This is a genomic window from Arthrobacter sp. NPDC057388 (assembly GCF_042668165.1).
GTDB lineage: Bacteria > Actinomycetota > Actinomycetes > Actinomycetales > Micrococcaceae > Arthrobacter.
In genome coordinates, this window is sequence record NZ_JBHVBL010000001.1 from 122,757 (window position 1) to 135,618 (window position 12,862).

Here is a 12,862-nt window from a genome sequence, read left to right on the forward strand (position 1 = left end):
GGCTAGTTGGCCGGCGAGTAGTTGTAGATGGACGGAACGGCCTGGTTCGCCTGGGTCTGAACGGTGATCTTTTTGGACGTGTAGTACATCAGGTCCGCACGGAACAGCGGCGCGAACCAAGCGTTATCGGTGACATACTTGTTGACCTTCTTTGCCAGCTCCGGGCTCTTCTCGCCGCCATTCTGTGTTTCTTTAATCAGAGACTCAAGTTCAGGAGTGGTGGTCTTGAACGGGTTGTAGAGGGCGGATGCGCCGATAGTCTGGGTGATGGAAGCCCACGGGTTCGCCTGGGCCAGCGAGTAGGAGCCGGCCGCGAACTTACCGGCGGCAAGGTCCGCAACGAGGTTAGGCTGCGGGACAGTTTCCATCTGCAGCTTGATCCCGACGTCGGCAAGCTGCTGCGCCACGACGGCGTTCAGGGCATCGCTGTTTGCAGTGGTGGGGTACTTCATGGTGAAGCCGTTCGGGTAGCCTGCTTCAGCCAGGAGCTGCTTGGCCTTGGCGGGGTCGTACGGGTACCGGTCATCCAGCTCGGGAAGGTAGGCGCCGCTTTCCGGCCCGAAGATCTGGCTGGTTACAGTTCCCTGCCCCAGGAACTGCTGGTCCAGGATGGTTTTGCGGTCAAAAGCGTAATTGATGGCCTGGCGGACCTTGACGTTGGCAAGCTCCGGGCTGAGTTTTCCGTCGCGGTCAAATAGCAGGATGCCCGTCCAGTCGACTTGGCTCTTATTGAGTTTCAGGCCGGCGCCCTCGGCCTGCTTCCCATTCTTGGCATCAAGAAGGGCGGCGTCGACCTGACCGGAGACCAGTGCGTTGGTGCGCGCCGTGACGTCGGGCAGGATCTTGATCGTGATCTTGTCGAACTTCTGCAGATCCTTGTTCCAGTACCCCTCTCGCTTGGTCATCACGTACTGGGACCCCTTGACCGAGTTCGCCTTGTCCAGGACATACGGCCCCGAGCCCTGGGGATCATTCTTCAGCTCGGGAGTATCCAGTGCCTTGGGGCTGGCCATAAAGCCAGCTGCGAGCGTCAGGTAATACGTGAAGGCCGGATCCGGTGCCGTGAGGGTGATGGCCACCGTCTTGGGATCCACCACCGAAACTTCCTTGACGGAGGACACCTGGTAAGCATCCTGGCCCTGGGCGGCCTTAAAATTATCGATGTTGGCCTTCACCGCAGCGGCATCGAAGCGGCTTCCATCGCTGAAAGTGACACCTTCACGCAGCGTGAGTGTCAGCACCGTGTTGTCGGCGTTGTACTTCCAGGCGGTGGCAAGCATCGGACTGATCGTTCCGTCCGGTTCACGCAACAGCAGGGTGTCGTAGACGCTCTGGAAGATGGGCATGGCATGCCCGGTGCGGGCATCCGTGGGGTCGAAGGACTTGGCGTCGGCCAGACTGCCAATGGTGATGCCGTTGGTGGCGTTGCCGGCGGCTGCGCCCCCGGAAGGCCCGCCGCAAGCAGAGAGGGTGAGGGCTGCGCAGAGCGCAGCCGCTGCCGCAGCAGCTTTTGGACCAAACTTCATTGTTGGCTCCTACATTGGAGGAATGGGACGGAGAAGAAAAATCTTGGAGGGCTGGCCTTTGGATGTGTTCTGGGCCACTCCGCTGAGAACAGCCTAACCAGCATTCCCACTCTTGGCAATCGATTGCCGTAAAAAGCTTTCCTGACTGACAATCGATTGCCAAAACTGCTTCCGTGTGGCAATCTGGCCGTTACTGCATGCCACAACAGGCCCGGCGGGTTTCCGCCAAGAGAGGTTACTTTATTATGGTTTCTCATGCTCCGGAAGCTTGGCTGCTGTCAGGGTTCGGCGACGAGATAGACGACGACCCGGCTGTGCAGGTTGCCGTTCTTCAGGCGCTCGGCGCCCGCCACATCGAGGTGCGAAGCGCCTGGGGAACAAACGTCGTGGAGCTCTCCGATGACCAGCTCAGGGACCTTGCCCGCCTGCTGGCAGACAAAAAGATGAAGGTATCGGCCATTGCATCGCCGGTGGGAAAGGTCAATGTCAGCCTCCCTGTCGAGCACGAAGTCCGGCGGCTTCGGCGGGCTATCCATGCCGCGATGGTCCTTGATGCAAAGTACATTCGGGTTTTCTCCTTCTACTACCCGGCGGCCACATCGCCGGAGTCGGTGCGGGAGGACGTCATTGCGCGGATGGCAGCCCTTGCCGCCGTGGCAGAAGAAGCCGGCATGATTCTGCTTCACGAGAACGAGAAGGACATTTTCGGAGATGTCCCCGACCGCGTGCTGGACATCATGGAAAGCGTCAATTCGCCTGCACTGAAAGTGGCATGGGATGCCGCGAACTTCGTTCAAGTAGGAGTCAAGCCGTTCGACGAGGCCTACGCCAAGCTGCGCCCGTATCTGGAGTACCTGCAGGTCAAGGACGCGGTTTTCGCCGACGGCCACGTAGTGCCGGCCGGGGAAGGCGACGGTGACCTGCTCCGCACCGTGGAGTCGCTGAAGGCTGATGGATATGTTGGCTTCGCCTCGCTGGAGCCGCATCTGGCGGCAGCATACGAACTTGGCGGCTTTTCCGGTCCGGCTGCCTTCGGGGTGGCCGCGCGCGCCTTCGCGAAGGTCACCACAGAGGCCGGCGTGCAGACGTCATGACATCACCAGTGGAGGTGGTCCTCGTCGGCTGTGGGGTTATCGGCTGGACCCACGCGGCCGCGCTGCAGGAACTTGCCGAAGGCAACATCGTGGGAGTGGTTGATCCGGCACCGGCGGCCGCCGAAGCCCTTGCCCGCTCCATAGAGGACCGGGGCAAGCCCAAGCCCTCGGTGTTCACCTCCCTGCAGGACGCCCTGACTTCGAGCCAGGTGGACCTCGTGGTTCTCTGTACCCCGAGCGGCCTCCACGTGGAACAGGGCCTGGAGGTTTTGCGGGCAGGGAAGCACCTGGTCATCGAGAAACCGTTGGACGTCGACCTCGCCAGAGCACTCCGGTTTGAGAAGGCGGCGGTCGAAGCAGCCGGCCGCGGCTTGGTGGTGTCGGTGATCAGCCAGCACCGTTTTGACCGGGCAAGCAGAGCGCTTGCCGGGGCCATCAGGGATTCGCGCCTCGGAACAATTACCTCAGCCATTGCATCTGTGGCATGGTGGCGCAGCCAGCAGTATTACGAATCGGGGTCTTGGCGCGGCACCTGGTCCATGGACGGTGGCGGCGCGCTGATGAACCAGGGAGTGCACACCGTGGACCTGCTGCTTCAGTTCATGGGCCGCCCGGTGGAGGTGTACGCCCAAACCGCCCTGCTCGGACACGAGGGGATCGAAGTGGAGGACACCGCAGCAGCCACCATCAGGTTCGAAGGAGGCGCACTGGCGTTGCTGCATGCCACGACGGCAGCGTATCCCGGGTTGACAGTCCGACTGCAGGTGATGGGCACGGACGGCTCAGCAGTCGTGGATGGGGACCAGCTGGAGTACTTCCATAGCAAACACGCGCCCAGCGGAGACCTGGACAGGATTCCGGACGGACAAGGGAACCACGCCGCCCATGAGCTGGCCCGGTTTGGGGACGACGTGTTTCCTCCCGGAAGTGATCCGCAAACTTACCCCCTGGGGCATGTTCGGCAGTACCGGGATGTCCTTGCTGCCATCGCGAGCGGACACCAGCCGGAAGTGACAGTGAGCGATGCCGTCCACGCCCTTGCCCTGATTCGTGCTGTCTACGTTTCTGCAACCTTAAATCGCCCGGTTCTCTTTACCGACGTTCTGGAAGGCGACTACGACGGGGTCGCCGTCCAAACCGGGTACGCGGTCCAGCCAAGCGTCTGATGCAATGAGGTCCAGACCCCCACTGGCCGGCGGCCCGCCAACATACGCGATCGTCGCCGCCCTCTACGGTGTGGCGCCCTCCACCGTTTGGCGGGCCCTCTCCCCCACCGGGAGCATCAGTCCCCGACGAAAGCGAGGATCCAGGCGGCCGCAGCGGAGCTGGGCTATGTTCCCAACCGCTCGGCGGGGCGCACTGAGTTCCGGACAGACCGGAACCGTCGGCATCCGGTGCCTGACATCTCCCGTCACAGCCACTCCGCCCTTGGTGGGCCGTGAACCTGCATCTCAAATCCGAAGGTTTCGCTCAAACGCTCGTGGACACTGAGTCAGTTGCGTCTGCGGAAACTGTAGCGCTGACGCAGCTCAGCAAGAGCGCTTTCTGGCTCATCATCGTGAATCCGGCTCTCACCGACAGCGAGTTGCTGGATGCAGCCCAACGGCATCCCCTCGTTGTCATCTACCGTCGTCCGGACGGAGTAGCTTGCCGTACACGCCGAGCCTCAGCATGCCATGGATCAGCTGCTGGATTATCTTCAGGCCACCGGCCACACGAAGATCGCCTTTGTCTCCGATACCTTCTGCACTCGGCATTTCGTTGCCCCTGGCACTGCCGAGCTGGCCAAAGCGGCCACAAGCAAGGGACTGGGTTTCTGCCTTTTGGGCCCCTACCTTCCGGACCCGGGGTCCGGACACATCGCCGCCGCCGCGGCCCTGGAAGTCCGAGCAACCCCATGCCTGGTCGCAAGTAGCCTTGTTGCACTGGGAATGGTGGGCAGTCTGCGTCAACAGGGCATCTCTGTCCCTGAAGACCTGTCGGTCATCGGCTGCGAGGACATCCCGGGCTCTGAATATGCCTTCCCCGCCCTCACTACCCTGGCCGCCGCTCCGCAGGAACTTGGCCGGCAGCCTCGACACTGCTGCTGAAAATCATCGTATCTCCCGCCGAGCCGGTCGGATCACGGTTGTCTGTGACCTCCCGATTCACGCTCCGCGCCTCCACAGGTCCGGTCCGTGAAGTCGGTGAGCCGTAAGCCAGAAGGCCCGGCCCCGCACAGTGCGTGCAGGTCCGGACCTTCTTTGTGTGAAACCATGCGGCTCCGGGGGCCTACAGGGGTGCCGGCGGCGGAGTTATTCCTGCCGGCCAGCGGAACCAGGAGGTGTCAATTTCCTCGTCAAGCCGGCGCAGATGTCCTGGCTCCAACACGCTGGTGTCCAGCAAACCGCGTGAGATGATCTTCGCGATGGCGGCCGCTCCTGGCGTGTTGAAGTGGGTGTTGTCGCGACGGTCGCCAACATACAGGAAGTACTTCTTGGTCTCCTCCGGCCCCAGCTGCTGCCACAGCGCCAGGGTCTGCGCCTGGACGTCGATAAGGGGCACGCCCTTTTCCGCCGCCAGGGCACGCATCGCAGCCGGATAATCCCCGTGGCTGGAATAGGCGTTTCCGCTACGCTCGAAGCGGCGTCGTTCAGCCGGGGTCGCCAGTACAGGCACGGCCCCACGGGAACGGGCCCCATCGACGTAGAGCCGCAAATGGTCCTGGTAGGTAGTCCACGGTTCGGTGTATCGCTTGGGGTCCTCCAGCTTCTGGTCATTGTGGCCGAATTGAACCAGCAGAATGTCCCCGGACTTAATGTCGGCGAGGATGGCTTCCAGATGTCCCTCGTCGATAAAGCTCTTCGAACTTCTTCCGCTCAGGGCCCTGTTGTCTGTCCGGACCCGCGGATTGAGGAAGAACGGCATGCCCATGCCCCAACCTGTCTCGGGAGCTACGTCTTCATGCTTTTGGCAGGAGGTGGAATCACCAGCAATGTAAAAGGTTCGGTCCACGGGGTGGGCGAGACTCTCCGCGTAGGCGGGGGCCGCTGCCACGGAGAGACTGGCGGCGCCCAAGGCGATCAGGGCCGTGCGCCTGCTTATTGCTTGTTTATCGGCCATGGTGGCGTCTGTGCCTTTCGTGCTTTCTCAGGAGATGTGTTCGGGAACAAGGGCCAGGAGCTGCATTGCCGCGAGTCCGTACTGTGCGCTGGCGTTGGTGGAGAAGGGCGCTTCGTCCACGGGCTTGAGTGCCTTGGAACCGTCAATCCGGACAGAGGCAAAGCGCAGCGAGTCCGGGTAGCCCGCGTGGCCGGTCCGGAGTTCCTTCCATGCCCGCTTCCCCAGGGCCGGGTCTTCCAGCTTGTAGGCAGCGTAGGCAGTGGCCCGGGAGTACGCTTGGCGGAGGTTGAGGCTTCCCCAGCTGCTTCCTGTAGCCGCGACCTGCTCGGCGCTGGTGCCGTTGTAGAGCCTGCAGTAGTTGACCCACTGCCGGGTGACAGTGTCGTCGTCGAGCAGGTCCACAACCTCGGCCATAACCTCGATGAGCCCGAAGACTGCATCAAGCGCCCCCACCTCAACGGTCTTTTCCGTCTCAGGCGCGTACTTGCCGTCCTGCAGGTTGTACTTGAGGGTGCCACCCTGGGCCCATCCGTTGGGCATGGCGGCAATGGTTGTGGCGCTGTTGACCAGTTTGGTACGTGCAATGGGGTCGCCGTTCCGTTCCCATTCGGCCAGCCATGCCATGGCCAGCGCTCCCCAGTCCGTGGTGTTGGTGATGCCGAGGGCGTCCGGCTGGGGAGCGTAGACATCGGTGCGGACTTTGCGGAGCGGGTCCAGGGCCATGAATGATTTGTCGGCGTCCACGAGGTCCCGCAGCAGCTCTCCGACCCGTTCATCGCCGGTGAGGAAGTAGTAGAACCGCCGGTAGCTGGCGTTGCTGATCCGGACCTGTTTGGCGCTGTCCGCCCAGTGCATGATTCCGTGGCGTGTGCCCAGGTCGCGGTATTTGCCCAGGTGGTAGACGTCCACTTCACCCGTATGGCGCGTCATTGCTTCTGCGAACCGGAAGGCCGCGGCATCGCCGGTTCGCAGGTAGTGGTACCACAGCCAGCTGTCGGTGGAGAGCTCGCAGTTGTCCCAGGCGTACCCGCCCACGTCATACCGCCACACGTGGCGGTCCTTGTCATATTCGTGCATGACGTCCCCGTAGTCCCAGAAACCGTACCAGGACCGCTGTTCCACCTGTTCCCGGTAGAACTTGTGCATGAAGTCCAGCTTGTCTTCGATTGCCGCCTTGGCCGGAACTGAGCGGTCAACGGGCGACCAAGAGCCGAACACTCCGGCCGAGTGGTTGTGCTGCGGGCTGGAGGCCAGAAGCGGGGGCGTTGCATTGGCCGCTGCCAAGTCGGCGAACTCATCGGCTGTAGGTGTTGCCGCCAGTGCCCAGAACATGAGCTCCGTGGTGCGGGCCACGCCATAGGGGCTGCCAAATCCTGGTTCGTAATCCTCGTAGGTGATTTCCAGGGCGTCCAGCTGCTTCTCGAACGTGTCCTCACCCATACCGTCATGGTAGAAGCGCAGGTCCATGGCGTCCGCCCGGGGAGACCACATCCAGACAGTCGCCTGGGCGGTGTCCGTGGCCGCTCCGGAGACTTCCAGTTCGGTGGGGTGCAGTTGCCAGAAGTTGCGCATCCCGAAGGCCAGACCCCCGGTGGGCGAACCGACATAGCCCAGTCCCGAGGCGCGCTGGCCCGCATCCGCCTTGATCCAGGAGTGCCCCGACTTGGTGCGCTTGCGGATCTCAAAACCGTTGGCGTTGAGCTGGCTCAGGCTGTAATCGCCAAAAGCCGGGATCCACTGCAGACGTGAGGTGACACGCTCGTCCCATGTTGACGTCGCGGGCGTGGCACGGCCTGCCACCTGGGCCTGGCGCACCGCCTCGCCCGGGTCCCGCCTGAGGCCGGTGATGCCGCGGACGGCTTCGGCCAGGACACCGCGCCCGTCACCGGCCAACCTGATATGGCGGTCATGGAGCTCGCCCCGCATGGGCACGTTGAACTGCATCCCGAGGGCTTTGATGAAGTCCTTGTTTTCGTCACCGTCAAAGACGAAGCTGTGCACCACCCGGATGCCATCGCTTCCGGCGTAGAAATAGAACCGGACGGTAAACGGCAACCACTCCCGGCCACCCTTCTTGTGCATGCCACTGACCTTGATGACGGCACGTAGGGGGCCGCTATGTTCCACCGTGGAACCTGTGACCGAACTGGTGAACGTCTCGTAATCCACGGTCTGGAGGCCGTCGGTGTCCGGCCGGTTTTGGCGTGCCGCTACAAGCGTCCCTCCGCGGGCAATTTCTGTGTCACCCCGGTGAATGGATTTGATCAGATGCTGACCGGAGCGTCCAAAGGAAACCTGGATAACGCCGGTATCTACCGTGATCACTTGACCGTTCGTAAACACGGCCAGCGGTTTCTGTGGCTGTGCCGGAGCACCGGGAGCGAGGGTATAGCTCGCCGCACGCGGCCCTGCTGCACTGATGGCGTGGGCCGTCCACTTCACCGACCCATCGGGCCACCAGCCCGTGGGCCAGGACTGAACAGGCACCGGCGTCCCTGCCTCGGTGGTCAGGGTGAACTGCTGGTCTGAGGCGAAGGAACCCTTGGGCCAGGGAACGCCCCAGGTGGTTCCCGACGCAAGCTGGGAAGGAACTCCCTCCTCGAGCCATCGGACGCCGACCGGTCCATGCGACCGAAGAGCCGGAGCTGCCGGCTGCGTAACGGACTGGGCATGTGCCGCCGTCCCGCCGCCGGCAAGCAAGGCAGTGGCCGCTCCCGAAGCCACCGCGGACGTCAATATGTTTCTTCTACTGATCTGCACCAAACGATCAACACTCCTCTGTGCCAAGGCGCTCTGCTCTGAGGCGCCGGAACTTGCGCGAAGTCAATTTGTGATGCCGGGCACACCCGGCTGCCGCCAAGGCTGCCACAACCGCCTGCCGCATGGCAATCGATTGTCGTAACCAAAAATCTTCCAGGTGCTTCTCACGGCACAGTTCCACCAAGAGGAGTTGACAATCGTTTGCCAAAGATTCCCGGGCATGATGCAATTGACAAATGACCGAGACCAACGCCAGCCCACTGGATCGACAGCTGAATATCGCTGACATCGCAGCCATGGCCGGCGTGGCAACCTCCACTGTCTCCCGGGCGCTTTCCAATCCGGACCGGGTCAACGCCAAGACGCGCGAAAAGATCGAAAAAATCGCGGCGGACATGGGATATGTCCCCAGCGGCCTTGCACGCGGGCTCCGGATGGGACGCACCGGAATCATCGCAGTGCTCGTTCCAGACGTCAGCAACGTCTTCTCCTTCGGCATTGTGCGGGGAACCCAGAATCAGCTGAAGGCCGCAGGCTACACACAGGTCCTGGTGAACACTGAGCAGGAGAACGGTTTTGAGCTTGAGGCCATGCAGAAGCTCCGGCGAACGTCGGACGGCGTTATACTCGGATCCTCAAGCCTCACCGATGAGCAACTCTCAGAACTGGCCGCCATCCAGCCCCTCGTGACCATTAACCGCCCCGCTCCCAACACCAGCTCGGTACTTATAGACACAAGCGCCGGAATGGCGGAAGCAATGAAGCACTTGGCTTCCCTTGGGCACACTTCCGTCACATACGTTGGTGGTCCGGCCACTTCCTGGTCAAGTAAGAGCCGATGGGAGTCGATCCAGCAGGCGGCACTCGACTTGCGGATGACGGCTCAGATGATCGGGCCCTACCCGGCCAGTGCCCAGTCCGGGATAGAAGCCGCGGAAAAACTGGCAAAGGTGAACGCTACAGCCGCCATCGCCTTCAACGACGTCATGGCAATCAGCATGCTGCAGCGGTTCGCCGAGTTGGGGCTGTCCGTGCCCAAGGACATTAGCTTGGTGGGCTGCGACGACATCTACGGTTCCGACTTTTGCAACCCTCCGCTGACGACAATTTCCACGCCGATCGAGAAAGCCGGCCACACGGCCGTCGAGATGCTCCTTGCCAGGCTGGATTCCAAGCGGGGCGCGAGCCCTGCAGAGCTTACGTCCTTACCTGCTCAGTTGGTGATCAGGGGATCAACGGGGCAGGTCCCCGGCTAGTGTAGACCCCGGAAAAATAGGCCCGTAATCACGCTAGCTGCTAATCAGATGTGGCGGTGGATTACACCCTGTCTGTTCGCTTCACGGTGCCAAGCTCAGCCACACCCCAACCTGACGTCGGGTGCGGCCTGGCCAGTGACGATCCGGCCTGTCGACTAAGCTCCGGACTTGTTTCTGGACACCCGAGAGTCGGAAGAAGCCTTATCGCCGTCCCTGGTATCGGAGTCAGGACGCGTAGGCACGGGATCGCATCCGGGCCAAGGCCGGTAAGCGCCCCTTGCAGGCAGTTGAAATGTGAGGCGGCAGGATCGTGTGCCATGGACCAAGCCGGACGGTGAAGCCACCGTCCGGCTGGATGTGTCTTATTAATCTTCTTGTTGACGTATGAGGCCGTGGGGAACGGTTGGATGTGCCCTGACGATGTATCGGCCTGGGCCGGTTCTGGTGATCATCACCCCGGTGCGGTGACGGTCTGCTGCGTCCATGACGGAGGCGACGGCGTTTTCCAGTGCCTGGTCCACGTCGGATGCTTCGCTGACGTTGACCTCGATCATCCCGGGTGTGAGGAGGGGCTGTGTTACGGATGTCATGGTGCGAGTTCCAGGGTGGTCTCGCCGGGCAGATCGGTTACCGAGAATCCGGCCCGTAGCGTGTATTCGCCGGGTTCGTAGGTCCAGCCGTTGTCCCAGTAGGCAAGCAGCCGGGACGGGACATGGAGGATCACCTCGGTGGTTTCGCCGGGGCCGGCCCAGACAGGGCTGGAGGCGACGAGCCACCGGATGGGCCTGTCGACGGCAGATCCGGGCTTTTCCGCGTATACCTGCACGACCTGTTTCCCGTGCCGGTATCCGGTGTTGGTCAGCGAAACGGTCATCGGAATGGTCTCGCCGGAGGCCGTGGCACAGGCTTCGGCTTTGACTGTGTTGAGGGTCCAAGTGGTGTAGCCGAGGCCGTAGCCGAAACCGTATGCGGGTGTGGCGCCGGTTTTGAGCCAGGCGCGGTATCCGATGTGGATGCCTTCGGTGTAGTGCAGTTTCCCGTTGGCATCGGGAGTGGTGTTCAGTACCGGGACGTCGGCTTGGGTGGCCGGCCAGGTGGTGGGGAGCCGGCCGCCGGCTTCGGTCGTGCCGGTGAGGATGTCGGCGAGGGCGTTGCCGAATTCCTGTCCACCGAAGTATCCGATGAGAGTGGCGGCGACCTCGTTTCGCCAGGGCATGATGACGGGAGAGCCGGCATTGACGATCACGACGGTTCGCGGGTTGGCGGCGGCAACGGCGTGGACCAGCCGGTCCTGCATGCCGGGCAGGTCCAAGCTGGTACGGTCGTAGCCTTCAGACTCGACCCGGGAGTTGGTGCCGACCACGACAACGGCAACATCCGCTTCCCGCGCGGCTTGGGCTGCTTCGATGATCAGCACCTCGGGATCGGTGTCGGCCGGTTCGGTGCCGAGGGTGATACTGAGGGCGTTGTCGAGGGGGCCACGGTTGGTGGTGTCCAGTTCCACGCGGATGTCCAACGGGACGCCTGCGGTGACGGGGATTTCCACTGTTGATGAGGGCGGGGCGAGGAAGGACTCGGCGATGTCTTTGCCGTGCACCTCGATGGTCGCCTCGTGGACCAGGGCCCCGTTGACGTGGACGCGTGTGTGGCCGACGGTGGCCGCTCCCAAGCGCACTGAGCCTGTTTCGTCCGGGGTGTAGACGGTGTGGAGCCGGACGGAGGAGGATTCGCGGATGGGGGCGTCTCCGCCGAACCAGACGAGTGCGGTGGAGCGGCGGTCTTCGGTGAAGAGTTCGTTGCCGTCCGCGTCGAGGAACGCGACCCGGAGCCCGGGTGTGCCAGTGGCGGGGTTGGTCAGGTGCTCGAGGGGGAGTTCTGCGACGCCTTCCTGGACGATGGCGCCAGTGCTGTAGGTGACATTGTCGGCGCCGAATGCCGCCCGGATCCCGTCGAGCGGGGTGACGACCTTTTCGGGCAGTACGGTGGCGGATCCGCCGCCCTGGGTCCGGGCGTACTTGGCGTTATGCCCGATCACGGCGATCTTGCCTGCTGAGGCCGGGTCGAGCGGCAGGACGCCGTCGTTCTTCACCATGACGGTGCCCGCGGCGGAGGCTTCCCGGGCAAATGCGACGAGGTCCTCCTGGTCGACGGGTTCGGCGCTGACCGGTTCGAAGCCTTCCAGTGCACCGACCCGTGCGGCGAGTTGCAGGATCCGCAGTACCTTCCGGTCGATGCTGGCTTCTGCGACCTCTCCGGACCGGACGGCGGCGACGAGTGCTTCGCCCCAGGGCCCGTCGGGGCCCGGCATGACCAGGTCCTGGGAGGCGTTGGCGGAACTGATGCTGCGGACGGCCGTCCAGTCGCTGATGACCACCCCGTCGAAGCCCCATTCGCTGTTCAGCGGGGTTTCGAGCAGGTCGTTCTCGGTGGCGGTGGTTCCGTTGATGGAGTTGTAGGCGCTCATGACCAGCCAGGCGCGGGATTCAACGATGGCTTTCTCGAAGGCCAGGAGGTACAGCTCCCGCAGGGGACGTTCGTCCACGATCGCGTCAACGGTGAAGCGGTCGGTTTCGGAATCGTTGGCCACATAGTGTTTCGGTGTGGCGCCGACGCCGTTGCGCTGCACCCCGGCCACGTACGCGGCAGCCAGTTCCGCGGTCAATACGGGGTCTTCGCTGAACGCCTCAAAGTGCCGGCCACCCAGGGGTGAGCGGTGCAGATTGATGGTGGGTCCGAGGACGACGTCGACCCCCTTGCGCCGTGCCTCGATGGCGGATGCGGCGCCGAGCCGGTCTGCGATGGCGGGGTCCCAGCTGGAGCTGATGGCCGTGGCCGAAGGGAAGTTCAGAGAGGGCTGGCGTTCGTCCCAGACTTCTCCGCGGACGCCGGTGGGGCCGTCGGAGACGAGGATGCGCCGCAGCCCGATCTTTTCCATGGGCCATGTGGTCCAGAAATCACGGCCTGTCAGGAGCTGGACTTTTTCTTCGAGCGTCAGTTCCGGCAGGAGGGCTTGGAGGCGCTGGTCGGTGGAGGTTTCGGAGGTGTGTTGTGCGCTGAGGGTTTCCATGGGGCGTGAGGGTGCTTCCTGATTGTCTGGGATAAGCGGTGGTGAGGGCACGTGGCC

The 12,862-nt window shown here is 62.9% G+C and carries 9 protein-coding genes; 4 read left to right on the forward strand and 5 right to left on the reverse strand.

Going from position 1 to position 12,862, the window contains the following annotated elements:
* Positions 1 to 2 precede the first annotated feature (2 nt).
* The gene (locus tag ACFUTU_RS00525; RefSeq protein WP_377959813.1) at positions 3 to 1,526 is read right to left on the reverse strand and encodes an ABC transporter substrate-binding protein; all 1,524 of its coding nucleotides are present in this window, start codon (positions 1,524 to 1,526) and stop codon (positions 3 to 5) included.
* A gap of 245 nt (positions 1,527 to 1,771) precedes the next feature.
* Here ACFUTU_RS00525 and ACFUTU_RS00530 point away from each other — a divergent pair, with 245 nt between their 5' ends.
* From ACFUTU_RS00530 to ACFUTU_RS00540, 3 genes are all read left to right on the forward strand, one after another.
* Positions 1,772 to 2,620 carry a sugar phosphate isomerase/epimerase family protein gene (locus ACFUTU_RS00530; RefSeq protein ID WP_377959814.1) on the forward strand — a complete coding sequence of 283 codons (849 nt, stop codon included), beginning with the start codon at positions 1,772 to 1,774 and terminating at the stop codon, positions 2,618 to 2,620.
* Positions 2,617 to 3,786 (forward strand): Gfo/Idh/MocA family protein, encoded by a 1,170-nt coding sequence (locus ACFUTU_RS00535; RefSeq protein ID WP_377959815.1) that lies wholly within the window; start codon positions 2,617 to 2,619, stop codon positions 3,784 to 3,786. Before ACFUTU_RS00530 ends, ACFUTU_RS00535 begins: the two co-directional genes overlap by 4 nt.
* Positions 3,787 to 4,296: 510 nt before the next feature.
* The gene (locus ACFUTU_RS00540; RefSeq protein ID WP_377959816.1) at positions 4,297 to 4,710 is read left to right on the forward strand and encodes a substrate-binding domain-containing protein; all 414 of its coding nucleotides are present in this window, start codon (positions 4,297 to 4,299) and stop codon (positions 4,708 to 4,710) included.
* Between the two features lie 181 nt (positions 4,711 to 4,891).
* On the opposite strand, the gene ACFUTU_RS00545 is transcribed toward ACFUTU_RS00540, so the two are convergent.
* Positions 4,892 to 5,722 carry a rhamnogalacturonan acetylesterase gene (locus tag ACFUTU_RS00545; RefSeq protein WP_377959817.1) on the reverse strand — a complete coding sequence of 277 codons (831 nt, stop codon included), beginning with the start codon at positions 5,720 to 5,722 and terminating at the stop codon, positions 4,892 to 4,894.
* A 27-nt stretch (positions 5,723 to 5,749) separates the two neighbouring features.
* On the reverse strand, positions 5,750 to 8,458 hold the full coding sequence (locus ACFUTU_RS00550; RefSeq protein ID WP_377959818.1) for a Tat pathway signal sequence domain protein: 2,709 nt from the start codon (positions 8,456 to 8,458) through the stop codon (positions 5,750 to 5,752).
* A 260-nt stretch (positions 8,459 to 8,718) separates the two neighbouring features.
* On the opposite strand from ACFUTU_RS00550, the gene ACFUTU_RS00555 reads away from it, so the two are divergent.
* Positions 8,719 to 9,738, forward strand: a complete 1,020-nt coding sequence (locus ACFUTU_RS00555; protein ID WP_377959819.1) for a LacI family DNA-binding transcriptional regulator — start codon at positions 8,719 to 8,721, stop codon at positions 9,736 to 9,738.
* A 365-nt stretch (positions 9,739 to 10,103) separates the two neighbouring features.
* Here the strand turns inward: ACFUTU_RS00555 and ACFUTU_RS00560 are convergent, their stop codons facing one another.
* The gene (locus tag ACFUTU_RS00560; RefSeq protein ID WP_377959820.1) at positions 10,104 to 10,328 is read right to left on the reverse strand and encodes a hypothetical protein; all 225 of its coding nucleotides are present in this window, start codon (positions 10,326 to 10,328) and stop codon (positions 10,104 to 10,106) included.
* Positions 10,325 to 12,805 (reverse strand): beta-glucosidase, encoded by a 2,481-nt coding sequence (locus tag ACFUTU_RS00565; RefSeq protein ID WP_377959821.1) that lies wholly within the window; start codon positions 12,803 to 12,805, stop codon positions 10,325 to 10,327. Before ACFUTU_RS00565 ends, ACFUTU_RS00560 begins: the two co-directional genes overlap by 4 nt.
* Positions 12,806 to 12,862 lie beyond the last annotated feature (57 nt).